General features: G+C 58.8%; 19 protein-coding genes and 3 tRNA genes. 14 read left to right on the forward strand and 8 right to left on the reverse strand.

Going from position 1 to position 21,512, the window contains the following annotated elements:
* Window positions 1–138: 138 nt before the first annotated feature.
* From alaS to mgtE, 6 genes are all read left to right on the forward strand, one after another.
* Window positions 139–2,757 (forward strand): alanine--tRNA ligase, encoded by a 2,619-nt coding sequence (gene alaS, locus A462_RS16130; RefSeq protein ID WP_003214310.1) that lies wholly within the window; start codon window positions 139–141, stop codon window positions 2,755–2,757.
* A gap of 95 nt (window positions 2,758–2,852) precedes the next feature.
* The gene (locus A462_RS16125; protein WP_003214308.1) at window positions 2,853–4,094 is read left to right on the forward strand and encodes an aspartate kinase; all 1,242 of its coding nucleotides are present in this window, start codon (window positions 2,853–2,855) and stop codon (window positions 4,092–4,094) included.
* Window positions 4,095–4,280: 186 nt separating this feature from the next.
* Window positions 4,281–4,469 (forward strand): carbon storage regulator CsrA, encoded by a 189-nt coding sequence (gene csrA / locus A462_RS16120; protein ID WP_002554426.1) that lies wholly within the window; start codon window positions 4,281–4,283, stop codon window positions 4,467–4,469.
* A gap of 62 nt (window positions 4,470–4,531) precedes the next feature.
* Window positions 4,532–4,622: transfer RNA gene (locus A462_RS16115), tRNA-Ser, on the forward strand.
* A gap of 108 nt (window positions 4,623–4,730) precedes the next feature.
* Window positions 4,731–4,807: transfer RNA gene (locus tag A462_RS16110), tRNA-Arg, on the forward strand.
* A gap of 339 nt (window positions 4,808–5,146) precedes the next feature.
* Complete coding sequence (mgtE, locus tag A462_RS16105) at window positions 5,147–6,589, forward strand: magnesium transporter (protein WP_003214265.1); 1,443 nt, start codon at window positions 5,147–5,149, stop codon at window positions 6,587–6,589.
* A gap of 103 nt (window positions 6,590–6,692) precedes the next feature.
* Here mgtE and A462_RS16100 read toward each other — a convergent pair whose 3' ends face one another.
* The 3 genes from A462_RS16100 to A462_RS16090 all read right to left on the reverse strand — a co-directional run bounded on the left by A462_RS16100 (window position 6,693) and on the right by A462_RS16090 (window position 7,882).
* A complete protein-coding gene (locus A462_RS16100; RefSeq protein ID WP_003175643.1) occupies window positions 6,693–7,019 on the reverse strand; it encodes an Arc family DNA-binding protein in 327 nt (108 codons plus the stop codon).
* Between the two features lie 435 nt (window positions 7,020–7,454).
* Window positions 7,455–7,634 carry a PA3371 family protein gene (locus tag A462_RS16095; RefSeq protein WP_003214263.1) on the reverse strand — a complete coding sequence of 60 codons (180 nt, stop codon included), beginning with the start codon at window positions 7,632–7,634 and terminating at the stop codon, window positions 7,455–7,457.
* A 20-nt stretch (window positions 7,635–7,654) separates the two neighbouring features.
* Window positions 7,655–7,882 (reverse strand): hypothetical protein, encoded by a 228-nt coding sequence (locus A462_RS16090; protein ID WP_003214261.1) that lies wholly within the window; start codon window positions 7,880–7,882, stop codon window positions 7,655–7,657.
* A gap of 336 nt (window positions 7,883–8,218) precedes the next feature.
* Here A462_RS16090 and A462_RS16085 point away from each other — a divergent pair.
* A tRNA-Arg gene (locus tag A462_RS16085) sits at window positions 8,219–8,295 on the forward strand.
* Between the two features lie 342 nt (window positions 8,296–8,637).
* Window positions 8,638–10,020 (forward strand): MFS transporter, encoded by a 1,383-nt coding sequence (locus tag A462_RS16080; RefSeq protein WP_008435273.1) that lies wholly within the window; start codon window positions 8,638–8,640, stop codon window positions 10,018–10,020.
* Window positions 10,021–10,080: 60 nt separating this feature from the next.
* Here A462_RS16080 and A462_RS16075 read toward each other — a convergent pair whose 3' ends face one another.
* The 4 genes from A462_RS16075 to flgA form a co-directional block, all read right to left on the reverse strand.
* Window positions 10,081–10,830 (reverse strand): flagellar brake protein, encoded by a 750-nt coding sequence (locus A462_RS16075; RefSeq protein WP_003214258.1) that lies wholly within the window; start codon window positions 10,828–10,830, stop codon window positions 10,081–10,083.
* 95 nt (window positions 10,831–10,925) lie between these two features.
* Window positions 10,926–11,393 carry a flagellar protein FlgN gene (flgN, locus tag A462_RS16070; RefSeq protein ID WP_003214256.1) on the reverse strand — a complete coding sequence of 156 codons (468 nt, stop codon included), beginning with the start codon at window positions 11,391–11,393 and terminating at the stop codon, window positions 10,926–10,928.
* A gap of 48 nt (window positions 11,394–11,441) precedes the next feature.
* Entirely contained in the window at window positions 11,442–11,765 is a 324-nt protein-coding gene (flgM, locus tag A462_RS16065) for a flagellar biosynthesis anti-sigma factor FlgM (protein ID WP_003214254.1), read from the reverse strand.
* 142 nt (window positions 11,766–11,907) lie between these two features.
* Window positions 11,908–12,672, reverse strand: coding sequence for a flagellar basal body P-ring formation chaperone FlgA (gene flgA, locus A462_RS16060; protein WP_032899382.1), 765 nt, complete (start codon window positions 12,670–12,672; stop codon window positions 11,908–11,910).
* A gap of 80 nt (window positions 12,673–12,752) precedes the next feature.
* On the opposite strand from flgA, the gene A462_RS16055 reads away from it, so the two are divergent.
* From A462_RS16055 to flgE, 6 genes are all read left to right on the forward strand, one after another.
* Window positions 12,753–13,685: a chemotaxis protein CheV gene (locus A462_RS16055; protein ID WP_003214250.1), complete on the forward strand. Its 933-nt coding sequence runs from the start codon at window positions 12,753–12,755 to the stop codon at window positions 13,683–13,685.
* A gap of 43 nt (window positions 13,686–13,728) precedes the next feature.
* The gene (cheR, locus tag A462_RS16050; protein ID WP_003214248.1) at window positions 13,729–14,556 is read left to right on the forward strand and encodes a protein-glutamate O-methyltransferase CheR; all 828 of its coding nucleotides are present in this window, start codon (window positions 13,729–13,731) and stop codon (window positions 14,554–14,556) included.
* Between the two features lie 234 nt (window positions 14,557–14,790).
* Window positions 14,791–15,198: a flagellar basal body rod protein FlgB gene (gene flgB / locus A462_RS16045; protein WP_003214246.1), complete on the forward strand. Its 408-nt coding sequence runs from the start codon at window positions 14,791–14,793 to the stop codon at window positions 15,196–15,198.
* Between the two features lie 3 nt (window positions 15,199–15,201).
* On the forward strand, window positions 15,202–15,654 hold the full coding sequence (gene flgC, locus A462_RS16040; protein WP_003214244.1) for a flagellar basal body rod protein FlgC: 453 nt from the start codon (window positions 15,202–15,204) through the stop codon (window positions 15,652–15,654).
* Between the two features lie 16 nt (window positions 15,655–15,670).
* Window positions 15,671–16,399 carry a flagellar hook assembly protein FlgD gene (flgD, locus tag A462_RS16035; RefSeq protein ID WP_003214242.1) on the forward strand — a complete coding sequence of 243 codons (729 nt, stop codon included), beginning with the start codon at window positions 15,671–15,673 and terminating at the stop codon, window positions 16,397–16,399.
* Window positions 16,400–16,430: 31 nt separating this feature from the next.
* Window positions 16,431–17,753 (forward strand): flagellar hook protein FlgE, encoded by a 1,323-nt coding sequence (gene flgE, locus A462_RS16030; protein WP_008435291.1) that lies wholly within the window; start codon window positions 16,431–16,433, stop codon window positions 17,751–17,753.
* A gap of 364 nt (window positions 17,754–18,117) precedes the next feature.
* On the opposite strand, the gene A462_RS16025 is transcribed toward flgE, so the two are convergent.
* A complete protein-coding gene (locus tag A462_RS16025) occupies window positions 18,118–21,015 on the reverse strand; it encodes a ribonucleoside-diphosphate reductase subunit alpha (protein WP_008435294.1) in 2,898 nt (965 codons plus the stop codon).
* Between the last annotated feature and the right edge of the window lie 497 nt (window positions 21,016–21,512).

The raw sequence follows: 21,512 nt of genomic DNA on the forward strand, positions 1-21,512 counted from the left end.
ACCGTCTAATTGACTGTTTCTATCACATAAACACGCTGTACCACGGGCAAAGGGCCGATATAATGCGGCCCTTTGCCGTCGCTCCGTCTGATGACGTTTAGCACTGGCCTTTGGCCGCAGCCTCCGTGGAAGAACCTAATGAAAAGCGCAGAAATCCGTGAAGCCTTCCTTCGCTTCTTCGAAGAGCAAGGTCACACCCGTGTCGCCTCCAGCTCCTTGATCCCAGGCAATGACCCAACCCTGCTGTTCACCAACGCGGGGATGAACCAGTTCAAGGACTGCTTCCTGGGCCAGGAAAAGCGCGCCTACACCCGCGCCACCAGCAGCCAGAAGTGCGTACGCGCCGGCGGCAAGAACAGCGACCTGGAAAACGTGGGCTACACCGCCCGCCACCACACATTCTTCGAGATGCTGGGTAACTTCAGCTTCGGCGACTATTTCAAGAAAGACGCGATCACCTTTGCCTGGACCTTCCTGACCGGCGTGCTGAAGCTGCCGAAGGAAAAACTCTGGGTGACCGTCTACGCCACCGATGACGAAGCCTACGACATCTGGACCCAGCAAATCGGGGTGCCAGTCGAGCGCATGATTCGCATCGGCGACAACAAGGGCGCGCCTTACGCGTCCGACAACTTCTGGACCATGGGCGATACCGGCCCGTGCGGCCCGTGCACCGAGATTTTCTACGATCACGGCGCCGACATCTGGGGTGGCCCACCGGGCTCGCCGGAAGAAGACGGCGACCGCTACATCGAAATCTGGAACAACGTGTTCATGCAGTTCAACCGCACCGCCGATGGGGTGTTGCATCCGTTGCCAGCGCCGTCGGTGGACACCGGCATGGGCCTGGAGCGGATCAGTGCGGTGATGCAGCACGTTCACTCCAACTACGAGATCGACCTGTTCACCAACCTGCTGAGCGCTTCGGCCGCGGCCATTGGCTGTGCCAACGACAACCAGTCGTCGCTCAAGGTGGTGTCGGATCACATCCGTTCCTGCGGCTTCCTGATCGCCGATGGCGTGCTGCCGTCGAACGAAGGCCGTGGCTATGTGCTGCGCCGCATCATTCGTCGCGCCTGCCGTCACGGTAACAAGCTGGGCGCCACCGGCAGCTTCTTCTACAAGATCGTTGCCGCGCTGGTGGCCGAGATGGGCGATGCGTTCCCGGAACTCAAGCAGCAGCAAGCCAACATCGAGCGCGTGCTCAAGGCTGAAGAAGAGCAGTTCTCCAAGACCCTGGAGCACGGCCTGAAGATCCTCGAGCAGGACCTGGTCGAGCTCAAGGGCACCGTGGTGCCGGGCGACGTCGTGTTCAAGCTGTACGACACCTACGGTTTCCCGATGGACCTGACCGCCGACATCGCCCGCGAACGCGAGCTGACCATCGACGAGGCCGGGTTTGAGCGTGAGATGGAAGCCCAGCGCGTCCGTGCCCGTTCCGCCAGCTCCTTTGGCCTGGACTACAACACCCTGGTAAAGGTTGATGTGGCGACTTCGTTCATTGGTTACGAAGCCACCGTTGGCTCGGCCAAGATCGTGGCTATCTATAAGGACGGCAAGTCGGTTGACGTGCTGAACGAAGGTGACGAGGGTGTTGTGGTCCTCGACCAGACCCCGTTCTACGCTGAATCCGGTGGCCAGGTTGGCGACTGTGGTTTCCTGAGCTCCACCTCCGGTCGTTTTGAAGTGCGCGACACCACCAAGACCGGCGGTGCGTTCCTGCATCACGGCGTGCTGGTGCTGGGCAACCTGACCGTCGGCGCGCCGGTGGACACTCAGGTAGATGCCGACGTACGGCATGCAACTGCCTTGAACCATTCTGCCACTCACTTGCTGCACGCTGCGTTGCGTCAGGTGCTGGGTGAGCATGTGCAACAGAAGGGTTCGTTGGTCGATAGCCAGCGCCTGCGTTTTGACTTCAGTCATTTCGAGGCGATCAAGCCTGAGCAGTTGAAGGCCCTGGAAGACATCGTCAACGCCGAGATTCGCAAGAACACCCCGGTGGAAACCGAAGAAACCGATATCGAGACCGCCAAGCAAAAAGGCGCCATGGCGCTGTTTGGCGAGAAGTACGGCGACGAAGTGCGCGTATTGAGCATGGGCGGCAGCTTCTCGGTGGAGCTGTGTGGTGGTATTCACGCCAGCCGTACCGGCGACATCGGCCTGCTGAAAATCATCAGCGAAGGCGGCGTGGCTTCCGGCGTACGTCGTATTGAAGCGATCACCGGTGCTGCGGCCCTGGCCTACCTCAATGCGGCAGAAGAACAACTCAAGGAAGCGGCCGGCCTGGTCAAGGGCAGCCGCGACAACCTGATCGACAAGCTCTCCGGCGTACTGGAGCGCAACCGTCAGCTGGAGAAACAGCTGGAGCAGTTGCAGGCCAAGGCGGCCAGCGCGGCGGGCGACGATCTGTCGGCTTCCGCCCTGGACGTCAAGGGTGTGAAAGTGCTGGCCGTACGCCTGGACGGTCAGGACGGCAAGGCGCTGTTGGCCTTGGTCGATCAGTTGAAGAACAAGCTCGGCCGCGCAGTGATCCTGCTCGGCAGTGTCCATGAGGAAAAGGTCGTTCTGGTTGCCGGTGTAACCAAAGACCTGACTGGCCAACTCAAGGCCGGTGATTTGATGAAGCAAGCCGCCGCGGCAGTGGGCGGGAAGGGCGGTGGTCGTCCGGACATGGCGCAAGGCGGTGGTGTTGACGCCGGCGCCCTGGACGCGGCCCTGGCCCTGACCGTGCCGTTTGTCGAGGCAGGTATTTAAGGCGCTGTTAATGAGCCCGTGGTCTAGTCGCGGGCTCAGTCAGTGCTGGTTGATTGAATAACAGGCGCCCCTTTACGGGCTGAGGCGGCTTAGAAATGGCTTTGATCGTACAGAAATTTGGAGGCACCTCGGTCGGCTCTGTCGAAAGAATCGAGCAGGTCGCCGACAAGGTTAAGAAATTCCGCGATGCCGGCGATGACCTGGTGGTGGTGCTGTCGGCCATGAGCGGCGAGACCAATCGCCTGATCGATCTGGCCAAGCAAATCAGTGGCGATCAGCAACCGGTTCCCCGTGAACTGGACGTGATCATTTCCACCGGTGAGCAGGTGACCATCGCATTGCTGGCCATGGCGCTGAACAAGCGTGGTGTGCCGGCGGTGTCCTACACTGGCAACCAGGTCCGCATTCTTACGGATAGCGCGCACACTAAAGCCCGCATCCTGCAGATTGATGACCAGAAGATTCGCGCTGACCTGAAAGCCGGTCGTGTGGTAGTTGTCGCCGGTTTCCAGGGCGTCGACGAGCACGGCAACATCACCACCCTCGGTCGTGGCGGTTCCGACACCACTGGCGTGGCTCTGGCGGCAGCCCTGAAGGCTGACGAATGCCAGATCTACACCGATGTGGATGGCGTCTACACCACTGACCCGCGGGTCGTGTCCGTGGCTCAGCGCCTGGACAAGATCACCTTCGAAGAGATGCTGGAAATGGCCAGCCTCGGTTCCAAGGTGTTGCAGATCCGTGCCGTTGAGTTCGCCGGCAAATACAACGTTCCGCTGCGCGTACTGCACAGCTTCAAGGAGGGTCCGGGCACCCTCATTACTATTGATGAAGAGGAATCCATGGAACAGCCGATCATTTCCGGTATCGCTTTCAACCGTGATGAAGCCAAGCTGACTATCCGTGGCGTGCCAGACACCCCGGGCGTGGCTTTCAAGATCCTGGGCCCTATCAGTGGCGCGAACATCGAAGTCGACATGATCGTGCAGAACGTCTCGCACGATAACACCACCGATTTCACCTTCACCGTGCACCGCAACGAGTACGATGCGGCGGAGCGGATCCTGCAGAACACTGCGAAGGAAATCGGCGCCCGTGAAGTGGTCGGCGATACGAAGATTGCCAAGGTGTCGATCGTGGGCGTGGGCATGCGTTCCCATGCGGGCGTTGCCAGCCGCATGTTCGAAGCCCTGGCCAAGGAAAGCATCAACATCCAGATGATCTCCACATCGGAAATCAAGGTGTCGGTGGTGATCGAAGAGAAGTACCTGGAACTGGCTGTACGCGCACTGCATACCGCTTTTGAGCTGGACGCTCCGGCCCGACAGGGCGAGTGATGCGTTGCCAGGAAGGCGCGGTTATCCGCGCCTTTCATTTTTTTGCCGGGTGTGTGGTTAAGACCTGTTCTTTTACCTGCGCTCGACAATACTTAGGCGTGTAGGGCTATGGCCATTTGGTTGTAGGTCGAATGCCTTTTTTTTGCAGACTGTTGTTCCCGAAATGAAATGCGTGAGGAGAAAGGTATGCTGATTCTGACTCGTCGATGCGCAGAAAGCCTGATTATTGGTGATGGCGAAATCACCGTGACCGTGCTCGGCGTCAAAGGCAATCAAGTGCGTATCGGGGTTAACGCTCCGAAAGAGGTGGCTGTCCACCGCGAGGAAATCTACCTGCGGATCAAGAAAGAGAAGGACGAAGAACCAAGCCATTAATTTTTATCGTTTTTTATGTTTGCAAACGGGGATGAAGCTGGTTAATATACGCCCCGTGTTGCGGAGAGCTGGCCGAGTGGCCGAAGGCGCTCCCCTGCTAAGGGAGTACACCTCAAAAGGGTGTCGGGGGTTCGAATCCCCCGTTCTCCGCCATTATTTGCTTAGTACGTTGCAATCTGGTTTTTTCGCTAAGTTGTTGAAACTAAACGAAAAAATAGCTTTACATAGAGATTGAACGGCCTATAATGCGCGGCAACAAATGCACTCGTAGCTCAGCTGGATAGAGTACTCGGCTACGAACCGAGCGGTCACAGGTTCGAATCCTGTCGAGTGCACCAAACAACAAAAAGCCCGCCTAGTGCGGGCTTTTTGCCGTCTGGGGTTTTTATTTCCCGGGGCGCCTTTTTCTCCCGCCCATGTGTTTTCCTCTCAAGCTGCGTCGTCGCAGTTCATATGTGTGGCCAATGCTCAGCTTTGTGTCGCAAGCGCTTGTTCTTTCCAGTTTTTTGACGTTAAACGCGGCCGCCCGGTGTATCATTGCGCCCGTCAGCCCCGCCGGGGCTTGTGGAACACCTCCATGGACTTACCCAGTAGTTACTCAGTACCCCGTTTTACCAATCATGAATTGACTGATTGATCCTTCCGGCGTGCCCCGCTGCTGGGAGTGGAGTTCGCCTATGACCGAAGTTGAAGTAAAGAAAACACAAGAAAGCCTGCAGGATCGCCTGGCTCAAGTCGTCGAGCTGCTGCAGCGCCAGCGCGTGGTCGAAGACCTGACGCATCGCCAGGAAGGCGCGAACAATGACCGGGTCGAGAACCTGGTCCACCGGCAAAACCTTGTCGAGTTGCAACGCAAGCTCGATGACCTGCACTCCGCCGACGTTGCCTACATCCTCGAAGCCTTGCCGCTGAATGACCGCCTGACCCTTTGGCAGTTGGTCAAGGCTGACCGCGACGGCGACATCCTCCTCGAAGTATCCGACTCCGTCCGTGAAACCCTGATCGCCGACATGGACGATCACGAGCTCCTGGCGGCCGCCAAGGACATGGATGCCGACGAACTCGCTGACTTGGCTTCCGAGCTGCCGCGTGACGTCGTCCATGAGCTGATGGAAACCCTCGATGGCCAGCAGCGCGAGCGTGTGCGCTCGGCGTTGTCCTACGACGAGGAGCAGGTCGGTGCGTTGATGGACTTCGAGATGGTCACCATCCGCGAAGACGTCAGCCTGGAAGTGGTTCTGCGCTACCTGCGCCGGTTGAAAGAGCTGCCAGGCCACACCGACAAGCTGTTCGTGGTCGACTACGAAGGGATCCTCAAGGGCGTACTGCCGATCAAGCGCCTGCTGGTCAATGATCCGGACAAGAAAGTCGCGGACGTCATGGCCAGTGACCCGGTGAGTTTCCATCCGGACGAAGACGCTTACGACGCGGCCCAGGCGTTTGAGCGTTATGACTTGATCTCGGCCCCGGTGGTCGACAAGAACGGCAAGCTGATCGGCCGTCTGACCATCGATGAAATGGTCGACCTGATTCGTGAGGAGAGCGAAAGCGAAGTCCTCAACATGGCCGGTCTGCGGGAAGAAGAGGATATTTTTGCGTCGGTCTGGAAATCCCTGCGTAACCGCTGGGCCTGGCTGGCGGTGAATTTGATTACCGCGTTTATTGCTTCACGGGTGATCGGCCTGTTTGAAGGCTCCATCGAGAAGCTCGTGGCCCTGGCTGCACTGATGCCGATTGTGGCGGGTATTGGCGGTAACTCGGGTAACCAGACCATCACCATGATCGTCCGCGCCATGGCGCTGGATCAGGTGGGGACCGGGCATGGCAAGCGTTTGATGCGCAAGGAGCTTGCGGTCGCGCTGATCAACGGCCTGGTGTGGGGCGGTGTCATCGGTATCGTGGCGTACCTGCTGTATGGCAGCTGGTCGCTCGGCGTGGTCATGACGGCGGCCATGACGCTTAACCTGCTGCTGGCAGCGTTGATGGGGGTTCTGATTCCAATGACCCTGGTGCGCCTTGGACGAGACCCGGCGATGGGCGCCAGTGTGATGATCACGGCCATGACCGACAGTGGCGGCTTCTTCATCTTCCTGGGCCTGGCAACCATCTTCCTGCTTTGATCCCTTCCATGGATCGGGGGCATTTGCCCCTTGATCCTTTCCTGACCAAATCCCGGGCAAAAAAAAGCCAGCGCATGGCTGGCTTTCAGCTTTCAGTTGCCAATCAGTTGGCTTCTGCAGCTGCCTCAACGTCGTGGGCGATCAGCGAGACGAGAGCATTTTGCTGGCGGTGGGAGAGCTGACGAAAACGCTGCAGCAGTTCGCGTTCGTGCAGTGACAGCTCGGGGCTGTCCAGGCGCATGCTCAGCTCGTCGCCCAGCGCACCTTCCTGAATCAGGCTTTGTTCCAGGCGTGCGATGATTTCAGAGTTCATGCTGCGGTGATGATTGCGAGCCACCTCGGCAATGCGTTCCCGCATTCCGTCTGGCAGACGTACGACGAACTTGTCAGCCGTACGGCTGGAATAAATTGCCTGTTTCAATGGGCGCATATATTTAACCGGTTAGTTCAGGGGAGCGGTTTTTGGAATTGGCCGCAAGATGCATGTTAGGACAAGGTTTGCTGCCAAATGTTCAACCTGAATTGCAAAGAGGCCGCATCATGCCTCAGATTTGCCAGTTCCTTGGCGTCAATTCTGTGACAAATATTGAACCGGCTACCGGCTTTATGCCAGTACTCATTTCAAAATTTGCGGACTGGTTGGAAAACTTTCCGCGGACGCACCCAAATGAGTGTTGAGCCCGCAGACCCTGGGCGCAAAAGGCTTTTCGGGCGCACATCCTATAGCAATATGGCCTTTTGCCCTTAACTTTAAGATTAGTGGCAAATTGCCAATTTACGAATGCGGAGCGACATATGGTCGGCTGTCCGGACGGACGAGCCGAGGCGTGGCAGCGATTTTAGCGAGGGCGACGAGCGGGGGGATTCAGCGCAGTACGGGATCGAATTTGATGCGGCGACCAATGAAGACTGCCAATACCCACAGGCTGCCAAACACGCCGGCGGCGACGAAGGAGACTGTCTGTACGTCTTGCGACAATACGTTCAGGCCGAGGCCGGCGGCGGCCAGTGCCAGGGTCAGAAACAGCCAGGCGGACTTGTTCATGGAATGCTCCGGTAAGCGGTTCAGAAAACCCAGTGTTCAGTGGCAGGAGCAGCTTGAGTGCCCTGGGTCAGTTGCAGTGGGGATTGCATGTTCGGCTTCATGACAGCCAGTTGCGGGCGCTGTTGCAGGTGATGGGGAATCGCCTGGCTGACCTGCGCGGCGTCGTCGGAAGTGGTGGACTGAAAATGGAACATCACCAGCGCAGCCAGTGCAACGGTATTGAGGGCTAGTAGAAGTGCGCTGTTCATGTGCATGTTCTCCGCAGATGGCTGGGCCGGACTGTATTTGTAGGATAAAGCATTGCAGGTGTCGTGCCAGTCTTTAATTGATAATAAATCCTTTAAAATCAAACATTTATATAGTGTCCAGATTGCCATGCTGTTGCAATTTGCAATGATGGCATTTTGGGGGAGTGCATTTTGCACGATGGTCAGAACCGTCCGTAATCGTTGAGCGGAATACCACCGGCTGTCACTGGCATGGGCCTACACTCAAAAAGCCAACGGACGACATGACAAAATTCACCTGCGCCGTTAACATGCACGCCGTCCGTCGCCGTGCCCATCGCCGGTTGGCTGTCATTAGTCCCAGTAGCTCAATTGGATAGAGCATCCCCCTCCTAAGGGGAAGGTTGGCCGTTCGAACCGGCCCTGGGACACCACTTCACCGTTGCTGCCCATGCGGCCTCGACGTCCGCAAGCCCCGATCAGATTTATCTGGCGGGGCTTTTTTGTGGCCGGGCGTTTGAGTGCGGCAGTCTTTTCAAACACCAACCGAACCTTGCCCGCGTTTGAGGTTCACACGGGAGGCAAGAGCGGGGCGGCGCAAGTATTCGTCTGCATCCTGTACCTCGCGGGTGACTGGCGAGCGTCTGACACGTAGTCAATTGGCATGAGCAAAATATTCCCCGGCAACCGCATGTTTTGGCTGTCCGGACCCGACGACCCGGGACTATCATTCCGGTAGTCCTGACACCCACAGCAAGGAGCCGCTCGGAACGCCGATGCGCCAGATCTGGAAACCTTTTCGAGCCCTTTATTTTGCTTCCCTGATGATGCTGATCGGCTCTGGCCTGCTCAGTACTTACCTGGCCTTGCGCCTGGCGGCAGATCACGTCGACAGCCTGTGGGTCGGTGCGTTGATGGCCGCCAACTATTTTGGCCTGGTGTTGGGGGGCAAGATCGGTCACCGCCTGATTGGCCGCGTCGGGCATATCCGGGCCTACGCCACCTGTGCCGGGATCGTCGGCGCGGCGGTGTTGGGCCACGGGCTGATCAACTGGCTGCCAGCCTGGATTGTGCTGCGGATGATTGTCGGCCTGGGCATGATGTGCCAGTACATGGTCATCGAGAGCTGGCTTAACGAACAAGCTGAGGCCAAGCAACGCGGTGCGGTGTTCAGCGGCTATATGATCGCCTCGTACCTGGGCCTGGTGCTGGGCCAGTTGATCCTTGTGATGCACCCACAGTTGGGGCTTGAGTTGCTGATGCTGGTCGCGCTGTGTTTCGCGCTGTGCCTGGTGCCGGTGGCCATGACTCGCCGCATTCACCCGGCGCCGCTGCATCCGGCACCGATGGAGCCGCGCTTCTTTATCAAGCGGGTGCCGCAGTCCCTCAGTACGGTGTTGGGGGCCGGGCTGATCGTCGGCTCGTTCTACGGTTTGGCGCCGCTGTACGCGTCTCAGCAAGGGCTGACCACCGAGCAGGTCGGCCTGTTCATGGGTAGCTGCATTTTCGCCGGGCTGCTGGTGCAGTGGCCATTGGGCTGGCTGTCCGATCGATATGACCGCGCGCTGTTGATTCGCTGTTTCGCCTTGTGCCTGGCGGTGGCCGCGTTGCCGTTGGCGATCATGACCCAGGTACCACTGGAAGTGCTGTTCGTCGCGGGCTTTCTCTGTTCCCTGGTGCAGTTCTGCCTGTACCCGCTGGCTGTGGCGTTTTCCAACGACCACGTCGAGGGCGATCGCCGGGTGTCGCTCACTGCGATGTTGCTGGTGACCTACGGCATCGGCGCCAGTGTCGGCCCGCTGTTGGCCGGTGTGGTGATGAAGCTGTTCGGCAGCCATATGCTGTATGCGTTTTTCAGCGTGTGCGGATTGATCCTGGTGTGGCGCATCCGGCCCAAGGCGGTCACCAACCTGCATCAGGTGGACGACGCACCGCTGCATCACGTGGCGATGCCCGACAGCATGTCCAGCTCGCCCCTGGTAGCATGCCTCGATCCGCGAGTGGACGAACAGGTGGTGCAGGACCAGATGCAGACCGCCGTTGTGGATCCCGAGCCGGAAGTCGATCCCGAACTGGATCAGCCGGAGCCTGTCACCGAGCCACCAGAGCATCCGGACCCGGATGATCACCCACACGACTTGAGCAGGGCGCGCCCCTGAAAGCAAAAACGGGCAGCCCCCTTGAGGGACTGCCCGTTTTTTTGTCGCGACCTTTATTGTTTAAAGGTCGTCGTCCTTGTCAAACCGGCGCGCTTCACGCTGCAGTTGATACACAAACCGCTCGACCTGGCGCTGCACCAGCCCGCTCATGTTATGAAAACGTAGGCCGGCGAAGGTGGTGTTGATCCTTTCTTCGAAGTGCAGGTAACGCAGTTCTACCGAGGTGGTCATGCTGCCAAAGGGTAGCGCGGCGATAAATCGGTCGTAGACCTGGCCCAGTTGCAGGCGCTCGGAAATATCCCCTTCGAAGCGCAATTTGCAGCCGGTGGCGGAAATATCCAGCAACTTGCCGCTGATGGGGGCCTTGAGTTTGTCGCCGCCCAGTTCGACGCTCACCAGTTGCGCCAGCTTCAACGCCGCGCGGAAGGCGTTGCGACGCTGATGGTAAATCACCTCGCCAGGCATGCTGCCGCGGTAAATACGGTGGCCGCCGGCTTCATCGAGGGTCAGGGTGCCGTTGCTTTCCCAGGCTACCCGCACCCCCTCGTGAAAACCTTCGATCCGGAAAGCTTCGCCATTCTCGAGGTAGCGTTCGCCGTCGCGCGGGACCATTTCGTCCAGGGCCAGTGTCTTGCTGTCCCGGTCGATTTCCACCAGGTAGCTTTGAAACCGCTGGTTGCGTTCATGGAAGGTGATGATCAGCGGATCATGGCTTTCTTGCAGCATCCGCAAGGTGCCAGCGATTTCCAGCGGCGTGGTGAGTACCTTGGGTGGCTGCGGAGCATCTTCCGCGTTAAGGGTGTTGAACACGGTTCTTCCATCTCCAGACAAAATACGACTACACGCAAGTGCTGTCATTTTGCCAGTATGTGGCGCGACTTGGATAGGGCGCGCTCAAACTGGTTTCAGGCTTGGCTGCGGGTGCTTGGCTTGGCCAGGCGTGAGGTGGAGCCTTGAGCGTTGTAGAGAGCCGGAGGCTCGCCGCCGTGGAGGATACGCAACTGATTGGCGGTCGTGGCTTGCTGAAGCTGGATGGCCTGGCCGTTGAGGAGGTTGGTTTCCTGGCACAGGGTCAGCAACTGGTTGAGTTCTTTGCTCTGGGCCAGCAACTGGTCGCCCACCGTGGAGTGGCTGGCGAGTTGTTCCAGGCCCTTGTGGTCGGCCGTGAGGCCCAGGCTGATCAGAATCTGGCTGCGCTTCTTGCCGTGCTGTTCCAGCAGGACGATCAGCGATTGCTTACGCGCCAGGATTTCTTCCAGCATGCGCATGTCCCGGCCGTACAGGGCCAGTGATTCTTCTCGAAGGAGCTCCAGCAGCTGCTGTGCGGGAGGCAGGTCTTCAATGATCAGTTGTAGCAAGTTTTCGTCGTGCATGGCTGGCCTTGGGGTTTAAGCGTCCAAAAGCCTGGCGCAGGCCTTTGCCTAGCGCTCGGCTTCGAAGTTAAGCAGTTTGCTGGCTACACGGTTGCTGTCGACCTTATAGCTGCCATCGGCAATCGCCTGTTTCAATTCGGCCACACGGGCTTTATTGACAACTGGCTGATCGCTCAGCGAGTCAGTGACCTTCTGCAACTGTTGAGCCTCATTGCTCAGGTGTACCGATTCCCCGCTTTGGCTCGCACCGGCCTGTTCTGTCTTGGCAGGCAGAGGCTGGGACTTGGCTTCAACGCTGTCTTTGGCACCGTTGGTGCGCGAAGAACCGGGCGTTGGCAGGGCGTTATTCAAACGACTGAAATCGATGACCATGTTAAAAAAACCTCTGGGTATTTGGACGCTTGCCATGTTTTCGGCCATACCCGGACAAACTTTAGGCTCGATTGACAATAAACCTATGCGCGATGCCGCTTTGCGCACAGTGTAGGAAAAGCTGGCGTCCGATGCCAGTGATCTATAAAGCCACCTCAACCTGCCCCGGCGCAGTCACCCGGGCCTTGATCACGCGGTTGGAATTCAGGTTCTTGACGCGAATCTGTTCACTCATGCCGCCGTTGGACAGGGCTTCCCCCGGCATTTTTACATTCAGGCCACCGCTGCTGGCGGAAATCACCACCTGGTCACCTTTGCGCACGACTTCGGCCTGCTCTAGATGGACCAGGGTAATCACCTGGTCGGCGACCATTGGTCGGGTAAGTTTCTGCCCGAGTGCCTGGTCAAGGGACGTGAGGTAGCTCTGGGTGATCATGCTGATGTCGCGCTCGCGCATCGCGACGTCATCATAACCAATGATTCCGGTACGTTTCAGCGGGCGCGTCACCACCACCACTTCGCGAAACAGTTTGACCTGGGCCGGCACGAACACCGTCCAGGGCGAGGCGCCTTCGCAGCGCACTTTCACGGTCACGCGCCCGATGGGCTGGGCGGGGCTTTCCAGGGAAGCTGTCAATTCTCTGTCGCACATGGGCATGCGCAGGCGCGGATCCAGCTGGTTGACCTGGATTTCGTAGCGGCCCGGTGTCTGCGTCGTGGCCAGATAATCTTCTACAGTGAACTCAAGAAAGCCTTGAGTGACGCCGATAAGCAGATCAGGCAAGGTGACGTTATCGGCGCGGGCCGGCTGGCCCGTAGCCAAGGCAAGCAACGCCATCGAGACGCAGAGCAATCTGCGGTACTGTGGGGATCGGAGGCGTCGGGAAACTGTCGTTTTGATGTCCATGGCCAATAAAAAAGCAAAGCTCGTGCCGTTTAGTGTTGGGTACGCGTCGTACCCCTAAGTTTTAGCGTAGGAGTCTGGGCATGGCCGGTGTAATGGATTCAGTGAACCAGCGCACACAGCTGGTGGGGCAGAATCGCCTGGAGTTGCTGTTGTTCCGTCTGGACGGCAAGCAGCTGTACGGGATTAATGTCTTCAAGGTTCGCGAAGTGTTGCAGTGTCCCAAGCTGACAATAATGCCCAAGTCCAGCCCGGTGGTTTGCGGTGTGGCGAACATTCGTGGCGCGACCATCCCGATTCTTGACCTGGCAATGGCCACCGGTTCGGCGGGGTTGCAGGACCGCGAGAGCCCGTTCGTGATCATTACCGAGTACAACACCAAGACCCAGGGTTTCCTGGTGCGCTCGGTGGAGCGCATCGTCAACATGAACTGGGAAGAGATCCATCCGCCGCCCAAGGGCACCGGTCGCGATCACTACCTCACGGCGGTGACGCGGGTCGACAACCAGTTGGTGGAAATCATCGACGTGGAGAAAATCCTCGCCGAAGTGGCCCCGACCTCCGAGGCGATATCGGTGGGCGTGGTAGACGCCGAAACCGCGCACAAGGCGATCTCGCTGCGGGTGCTGACGGTGGACGACTCTTCGGTTGCGCGCAAGCAGGTGTCCCGTTGCCTGCAGACCGTTGGGGTCGAAGTGGTGGCGCTCAATGACGGTCGCCAGGCCCTGGATTACCTGCGCAAGCTGGTGGATGAGGGCAAGAAGCCGGAAGAAGAATTCCTGATGATGATCTCCGACATCGAGATGCCGGAAATGGACGGCTACACCCTCACGGCCGAGATACGCAACGACCCACGCATGCAAAAACTACATATCATCCTGCATACTTCGTTGTCGGGTGTATTCAATCAGGCGATGGTCAAGAAGGTCGGTGCCGATGACTTCCTGGCCAAATTCCGCCCTGATGACCTGGCATCCCGGGTAGTCGACCGGATCAAGGCAGCAGATCACGGCTAGGGGCCTTTTCCCTGGCGGTCACACGATTTAAGAGGCGGTATCATTGTCTACGGGTAATTTGGATTTCGAACAGTTCCGGGTCTTCCTGGAAAAGGCCTGTGGCATATTGCTCGGTGAAAACAAGCAGTACCTGGTATCCAGCCGTCTCAACAAACTGATGGAGCAGCAAGGCATCAAGTCCCTCGGGGAGTTGGTGCAACGGATCCAGGGCCAGCCACGCAGCGGGCTCAAGGAGATGGTGGTCGACGCCATGACCACCAACGAAACCTTGTGGTTTCGCGATACCTATCCGTTTGAAGTGCTCAAGAACAAGGTGCTGCCCGAGGCGATCAAGGCCGCTCCCGGCCAGCGCCTGCGCATCTGGTCGGCGGCCTGTTCGTCGGGACAGGAACCGTATTCGATTTCGATGGCCATCGATGAGTTCGAGCGGACCAACATGGGCCAGTTGAAAGCCGGGGCGCAAATCGTGGCCACGGATTTGTCCGGCACCATGCTCACCAACTGCAAGACCGGCGAGTACGACAGCCTGGCGCTGGGGCGCGGGTTGTCCCAGGAGCGCTTGCAGCGTTTCTTCGATCCCAAGGGAGCAGGGCGTTGGGCGGTCAAGGCGCCGATCAAGAGCCGGGTGGAGTTTCGTTCGTTCAACCTGCTGGACAGTTATGCCAGCCTGGGCAAGTTCGACATGGTGTTTTGCCGCAACGTGCTGATCTACTTCTCGGCCGAGGTGAAGAAAGACATTCTGTTGCGCATCCACGGCACCCTCAAGCGTGGCGGTTATCTGTTCCTGGGGGCTTCCGAGGCGCTGAACGGTTTGCCGGATCATTACCAGATGGTGCAGTGCAGTCCTGGAATCATTTACCAGGCCAAGTGATGAATGCTTGGACAAAAAGGGAGGCCTGCACAGGCCTCCCTTTTTTTACGGCCGCAAAGCGGCAAGCCCTCATTGCCGCTTTACTGGCGTTTCGCGGAAACCCTTTGCCGCTTTTCTGGCATTGCCGCCGGCAATTCCCTCGCAAACCCTTGATTTACGGGGCTCAAGCAACTTGGCATGGCCCTTGCTAAATCCTTGTTACGAAAAGCAGGTCAGCCCCTAAAGGTTTCCGCCATGAGCATCAGCTTCGATAAAGCGCTTGGTATCCACGAACAAGCACTGGGCTTTCGCGCCCAGCGTGCCGAAGTCCTGGCCAACAACATCGCCAACGCCGACACCCCGAACTACAAGGCTCGGGACCTGGACTTCTCTGCCGTGCTCGCCGCCCAGCAAGACAAGACCAAGAACGGCACCTTCGCCCTGAACATGACCAACAGCCGTCATATCGAGGCGCAAGGCCTGGGCAATGGTGACGAGTCGCTGCTGTATCGCACGCCGATGCAACCGTCGATCGACCAGAACACCGTGGACGCCCAGTTGGAGCAATCGGCCTACGCCGAGAACTCAGTGAACTTCCAGGCCAGCTTCACCCTGCTCAACAGCAAATTCAAAGGGCTGATGTCAGCCCTGCGTGGAGAATAAGCCATGTCCCTCGCCAGTGTTTTCAATATTGCCGGTAGTGGCATGAGTGCGCAGACCACGCGCCTCAACACCGTCGCCAGTAACATCGCCAACGCCGAGACCGTGTCTTCGAGCATCGACCAGACCTACCGCGCCCGGCACCCGGTGTTCGCCACCATGTTCCAGGGCGGCCAGGGCGGCCAGAGTGGCAGCGGCGATTCGCTGTTCCAGAACCAGGATGCCGCAGGCCAGGGCGTGCAGGTGCTCGGTGTGGTCGAAGACCAGAGCAACCTCGAAGCCCGCTACGAGCCGAACCACCCTGCCGCGAACGAAAAAGGGTACGTGTACTACCCCAACGTCAACGTGGTCGAGGAAATGGCCGACATGATTTCCGCCAGCCGCTCGTTCCAGACCAACGCGGAAATGATGAACACCGCCAAAACCATGATGCAGAAGGTCCTGACCCTGGGTCAGTGATAAGGGGCGCCAAATAATGGCCATTGTTGATAACAGTTCGACGAACACGGCAGTCCAGGACCTTTTTAATTCCAAGGTCAAGACGGCGACAGATAACACCAGCGTCGGTGACGCCGCCAAGTCGGCGACGGGCAACCAGGCGATGGGCAAGGACGCGTTCCTGCAATTGCTGGTGACCCAGCTGAAAAACCAGGACCCGCTGTCGCCCCAGGACAATGGCGCGTTCGTCGCACAGTTGGCGCAGTTCAGCAGTCTGGAAGGCATCAACAACCTGAATGACTCGGTGAATGCGATTTCCAGCAACTTCAGCTCCTCCCAGGCGCTGCAGGCTTCGTCGCTGGTGGGGCGTTCGGTCATCACCCAGACCGACAAGGCGATGGTGGATACCAGCAAGAGCATGACCGGTTCCGTGGCGGTGACGGCGGCGACGGGCAACGTCTCCGTCAAGATCACCGACAAGGATGGCAACGTCGTTCGCACCATCGACATGGGCGCCCAGAGCGCCGGCAACTCCAGCTTCGTCTGGGACGGCAAGACCGATGCGGGTGAGACGGCGCCACCCGGCACCTACACCTTCAATGCCACCACCAAGAATGACAAGGGTGACTCGGTGGCCCTCGCCACCTCGCTGCCGGCAACGGTGACCAGCGTAACCCTGGGCACGAACGGCGCTGAAATGGTGCTGAACCTGGCGGGCGGCCTGGGCAGTATCAAGCTGTCGCAAATTCAGACTATCGGTACATAGAGCCGGCTAAATACGGCAAAAGGAGAGAACAATGTCTTTTAACATCGGCCTTAGCGGCCTCTATGCGGCCAACAAACAACTGGACGTGACGGGCAACAACATCGCCAACGTCGCGACCACCGGCTTCAAGTCGTCCCGTGCGGAATTCGCGGATATCTACGCGGCTTCCAAGCTGGGTACCGGCCAGAACAGCATCGGCAATGGCGTGAACCTGGCGGCCGTGTCCCAGCAGTTCACCCAGGGTGACGTCAACAACAGCGGCGGCACGCTCGACATGGCGATCCAGGGCGGCGGCTTCTTCGTGCAGAAGGGCAGCGACGGTTCGCTGGAATACACCCGCAACGGTGCGTTCCGGGCCGACAAGGACGGCTACATCACCAACAACACCGGCACCTCGCGCCTGCAAGGCTACGCAGCGGATGCCGATGGCAACATCCAGAAGGGCGGCTTGACCGACCTGCAACTCAACCTGTCGTACCTGCCGCCGAAGGCTTCGAGCAAGGTGGATTCCACCAGTAACCTGAACTCCTCCGAGACGGCGATCGACCAGACGGCGCACCCGTTTGATCCGACCAAACCGGACAGCTTCACCACTCAATATTCCACCACGCTCTACGATACGCAGGGCAACGCGCATCCGATGGTGCAGTACCTGGTGAAGACCGACTCCAACACCTGGAAGTCCTACACCCTGATCGATGGGCGCAACCCTGACGGCTCGCCGATCAGCGGCACCGGTACTGACGTGAAAGCGCCAGTCGCCTCGACGCTGTCGTTTGACACCTCCGGCAAGCTGACCGGGATCGTTACCCCGCCAGCCACCGCTTCCAATACCACCCTGACCATTTCCGACTGGAAGCCGGGCGGCCTGGTCAATGGTGTCTGGACGCCTAACGGTGCGGCCGCCAACGCAGACGGCGTTGCCGTCAACATGGGGAACATCACCCAGTACAACTCCGCCACCTACCGCAACCCGCCGACCACCGATGGCTACGCCACCGGGCAAATCACCGGGCTGAAAATCGACGGCAGCGGCGTACTGTTCGCCACGTTCAGCAACCAGCAGAGCAAGGCCATCGGCCAGATCTCCCTGGCCAGCTTCAACAACGAGCAGGGCCTGCAGCCAGCCGGCGGCACCACCTGGAAAGAAACCTTCGCGTCGGGCCAGCCGGGTTTTGATACCCCGCAAGTCGGCACCCTGGGTTCGATCGTGGCCAACTCCCTGGAGAACTCCAACGTCAACCTGACCAACGAGCTGGTGGACCTGATCAAGGCCCAGAGCAACTATCAGGCGAACGCCAAGACCATCTCCACCCAAAGCACCATCATGCAGACCATCATTCAGATGACCTGATGTTGTCGCTTTAACTCGCTTTACCGAAAAGCCCCTCGCGTGAGGGGCTTTTTTTTGGACGTTCAGATAACGCCTATAGGCGGGGGCGTCACAGGCGGATACACGGCTGTCGGAACGGTACAAGGCCGGCCGGGCGATATCTGGAGCGGATTCAGTCAGGGCCCTGGCGGCAACTGCATCACTGTTTCAGCGATAAAAGCCGCCATGATGCACGTCGGCCAGAAGCCCACCGATGTTTTCAAGGAGGTGAAATACCTGCGCGAATCGCGACGGTGTTGTTCCAGGCAAAAGAAAACCCCCGATACGCCGTAGGCCTATCGGGGGTTTTTCAACCTTGGGTGGTTAGACCCAGGGTGTGCTCAGCTTATTGGCAAGCTTCGCAATCCGGCTCGTCGATCGCGCAGGCTTTAGGCACTGGCGCCGGGCCGGCAGGTGCGGCGAGAACCGAATCATCACCGTGGTTGCCGCCGCTGGAAACAGCGTTCAGCTTGCCGGTGTTGATGGTCGACTTCTCGGTGCTGGTGGCAGCCAGGGCACGGAGGTAGTAAGTGGTTTTCAGGCCACGGTACCAGGCCATGCGGTAGGTCACGTCGAGCTTCTTGCCCGACGCGCCGGCGATGTACAGGTTCAGCGACTGAGCCTGGTCGATCCACTTCTGGCGACGGCTGGCGGCGTCGACGATCCACTTGGTGTCCACTTCGAAGGCAGTCGCGTAGAGCTCTTTGAGTTCTTGCGGGATGCGCTCGATCTGCTGCACCGAACCGTCGTAGTACTTCAGGTCGTTGATCATGACCGAGTCCCACAGGCCACGGGCTTTCAGGTCGCGAACCAGGTACGGGTTGATCACGGTGAATTCGCCCGACAGGTTCGATTTCACATACAGGTTCTGGTAGGTCGGTTCGATCGACTGCGACACGCCAGTGATGTTGGCGATGGTGGCGGTCGGTGCGATGGCCATGATGTTGGAGTTACGAATGCCTTTCTGCACACGGGCACGTACCGGCGCCCAGTCCAGGGATTCGTTCAGGTCAACGTCGATGTACTTCTGGCCACGTTGCTCGATCAGGATCTGTTGCGAATCCAGCGGCAGGATGCCTTTGGACCACAGCGAACCCTGGAACGTCTCGTAGGCGCCACGCTCGTCGGCCAGGTCGCAGGAAGCCTGGATCGCGTAGTAGCTGACCGCTTCCATGGACTTGTCGGCGAACTCGACTGCAGCGTCCGAACCGTAAGGAATGTGCTGCAGGTACAGCGCGTCCTGGAAGCCCATGATGCCCAGGCCGACCGGACGGTGCTTGAAGTTGGAGTTCTGCGCCTGGGGTACCGAGTAGTAGTTGATGTCGATAACGTTATCGAGCATGCGAACAGCGGTGTTCACGGTGCGTTCCAGCTTGGCGGTGTCCAGCTTGCCGTTGACGATGTGGTTCGGCAGGTTGATCGAGCCCAGGTTGCAAACGGCGATCTCGTCCTTGTTGGTGTTCAAGGTGATCTCGGTGCACAGGTTCGAGCTGTGGACCACGCCCACGTGCTGCTGCGGGCTGCGCAGGTTGCACGGGTCTTTGAAGGTCAGCCATGGGTGGCCGGTTTCAAACAGCATGGAGAGCATTTTGCGCCACAGGTCTTTGGCCTGGATGGTCTTGAACAGCTTGACCTTGCCCGGGTACTCGGTGAGGGCTTCGTAGTACTCGTAGCGCTCTTCGAAAGCCTTGCCGGTCAGGTCGTGCAGGTCCGGTACTTCGGATGGCGAGAACAGGGTCCACTTGCCGTCATCGAAGACGCGCTTCATGAACAGGTCAGGGATCCAGTTGGCGGTGTTCATGTCGTGGGTACGACGACGGTCATCACCGGTGTTCTTGCGCAGCTCGATGAACTCTTCGATGTCCATGTGCCAGGTTTCCAGGTAGGCACATACAGCGCCCTTGCGCTTGCCACCCTGGTTCACGGCTACGGCGGTGTCGTTCACTACTTTGAGGAACGGTACAACGCCCTGGGACTTGCCGTTGGTGCCCTTGATGTACGAACCCAGCGCACGCACCGGGGTCCAGTCGTTACCCAGGCCGCCAGCGAATTTGGACAGCATGGCGTTGTCGTGGATCGCGTGGTAGATGCCCGACAGGTCATCCGGCACGGTGGTCAGGTAGCAGCTGGACAGCTGTGGACGCAGGGTACCGGCGTTGAACAGGGTCGGGGTCGACGACATGTAGTCGAAGGACGACAACAGGTTGTAGAACTCGATGGCACGGTCTTCTTTCTGCTTCTCTTCGATCGCCAGGCCCATGGCCACGCGCATGAAGAACACTTGCGGCAGTTCGAAGCGGATCCCGTCCTTGTGGATGAAGTAACGGTCGTACAGGGTTTGCAGGCCCAGGTAAGTGAACTGCTGGTCGCGCTCGTGGTTGATCGCCTTGCCGAGTTTTTCCAGGTCGAAGGTGGCCAGGATCGGGTTCAGCAATTCGAATTCGATACCCTTGGCGATGTAGGCCGGCAGGGCCTTGGCGTACAGGTCGGCCATCTCGTGGTGGGTGGCGCTGTCGGCGACTTTCAGGAAGCCCAGGCCTTCGGCACGCAGGGTGTCCATCAGCAGGCGCGCGGTGACGAACGAGTAGTTCGGCTCACGCTCGACCAGGGTACGGGCGGTCATCACCAGTGCGGTGTTGACGTCGGTCAGGGCCACGCCGTCGTACAGGTTCTTCAGGGTTTCGCGCTGGATCAGGTCGCCATCGACTTCTTCCAGGCCTTCGCAGGCCTCGGTGATGATGGTGTTCAGGCGGCCCAGGTCCAGCGGTGCAAACGTACCGTCGGCCAGGGTGATGCGGATCGACGGGTGAGCTTGTACGGCAGCTTCTTCGGCCGGGGAACGTACGGCACGTTCCTTGGCGCGCGAGTCACGGTAGATCACGTAGTCGCGGGCGACTTTCTGCTCGCCGGCACGCATCAGGGCCAGTTCGACCTGGTCCTGGATTTCTTCGATGTGAATGGTGCCGCCCGATGGCATGCGACGCTTGAAGGTTGCGGTGACCTGTTCGGTCAGGCGGGCAACGGTGTCGTGGATGCGCGACGAGGCAGCAGCGGTGCCGCCTTCAACTGCAAGAAACGCTTTGGTGATCGCGACGGTGATTTTGTCATCGGTGTAAGGAACGACAGTGCCGTTACGCTTGATCACACGCAATTGGCCGGGCGCGGTGGCGGACAGATCCAGGTTCGAATCAGCGGCCTGCGGCACGGAGCCCTGCGGGTTCTCGCGAGTTGTGTCGGTTTGCATGGGGGGTTGTCTCCACATTCTATATTTATTTGGGCACCATCACGGTGCCCACCGTTCCGTCCTGAAGCACTTACAACAGGCCAGGGGCCTGGCATAACAACTTCGGGACAGGAGGAAGGGAGCTGTTCGCGCCGCTTCCATGCCGAAGTCTTCGGTTACAAGCCTTGGGGCTCTTTACCGTATTCCTGGTGGGTGACAGTTTCGTACTGCAACACCCGTACCGTTTTCGCCTGATCGGGGCAGAAAGCGGCTGCCATCCGCGTGCGCGGTTTGGTCTTCTGAAAAAGGCTTAAGTTCACCAAACAGGAGCAAGAAAGAGCTTGAGTTTCTTGTCTGATTTGTGTTTGGTCTTTTCGCTGAAAACCCTACATGTAGGGTTTTTTTGGCGACGACCTACAAGATAATGCGTTTTGGGGGGCTTAGCAACGGACTACCTGTGGATAACGCTGTGGGTAAAATGTGTATGAAACGTGGAATGGCCGTGTAGGCCGCAGTAC

Origin of the sequence: Pseudomonas sp. Ag1 (assembly GCF_000278565.1) — a bacterium.
In the GTDB taxonomy this organism is placed as follows: Bacteria; Pseudomonadota; Gammaproteobacteria; order Pseudomonadales; family Pseudomonadaceae; genus Aquipseudomonas.

Bases quoted from the DNA above. Each gene is read 5' to 3' on its own strand.
- flgC (WP_003214244.1), top strand. From the start codon at position 15,202: ATGTCCCTCGCCAGTGTTTTCAATATTGCCGGTAGTGGCATGAGTGCG.
- flgB (WP_003214246.1), top strand. From the start codon at position 14,791: ATGAGCATCAGCTTCGATAAAGCGCTTGGTATCCACGAACAAGCACTG.
- flgM (WP_003214254.1), bottom strand. From the start codon at position 11,765: ATGGTCATCGATTTCAGTCGTTTGAATAACGCCCTGCCAACGCCCGGT.
- A462_RS16055 (WP_003214250.1), top strand. From the start codon at position 12,753: ATGGCCGGTGTAATGGATTCAGTGAACCAGCGCACACAGCTGGTGGGG.
- A462_RS16025 (WP_008435294.1), bottom strand. From the start codon at position 21,015: ATGCAAACCGACACAACTCGCGAGAACCCGCAGGGCTCCGTGCCGCAG.
- A462_RS16100 (WP_003175643.1), bottom strand. From the start codon at position 7,019: ATGCGCCCATTGAAACAGGCAATTTATTCCAGCCGTACGGCTGACAAG.
- csrA (WP_002554426.1), top strand. From the start codon at position 4,281: ATGCTGATTCTGACTCGTCGATGCGCAGAAAGCCTGATTATTGGTGAT.
- A462_RS16080 (WP_008435273.1), top strand. From the start codon at position 8,638: ATGCGCCAGATCTGGAAACCTTTTCGAGCCCTTTATTTTGCTTCCCTG.
- A462_RS16095 (WP_003214263.1), bottom strand. From the start codon at position 7,634: ATGAACAAGTCCGCCTGGCTGTTTCTGACCCTGGCACTGGCCGCCGCC.
- A462_RS16125 (WP_003214308.1), top strand. From the start codon at position 2,853: ATGGCTTTGATCGTACAGAAATTTGGAGGCACCTCGGTCGGCTCTGTC.
- A462_RS16090 (WP_003214261.1), bottom strand. From the start codon at position 7,882: ATGAACAGCGCACTTCTACTAGCCCTCAATACCGTTGCACTGGCTGCG.
- flgA (WP_032899382.1), bottom strand. From the start codon at position 12,672: ATGGACATCAAAACGACAGTTTCCCGACGCCTCCGATCCCCACAGTAC.
- alaS (WP_003214310.1), top strand. From the start codon at position 139: ATGAAAAGCGCAGAAATCCGTGAAGCCTTCCTTCGCTTCTTCGAAGAG.
- mgtE (WP_003214265.1), top strand. From the start codon at position 5,147: ATGACCGAAGTTGAAGTAAAGAAAACACAAGAAAGCCTGCAGGATCGC.
- flgE (WP_008435291.1), top strand. From the start codon at position 16,431: ATGTCTTTTAACATCGGCCTTAGCGGCCTCTATGCGGCCAACAAACAA.
- flgN (WP_003214256.1), bottom strand. From the start codon at position 11,393: ATGCACGACGAAAACTTGCTACAACTGATCATTGAAGACCTGCCTCCC.
- flgD (WP_003214242.1), top strand. From the start codon at position 15,671: ATGGCCATTGTTGATAACAGTTCGACGAACACGGCAGTCCAGGACCTT.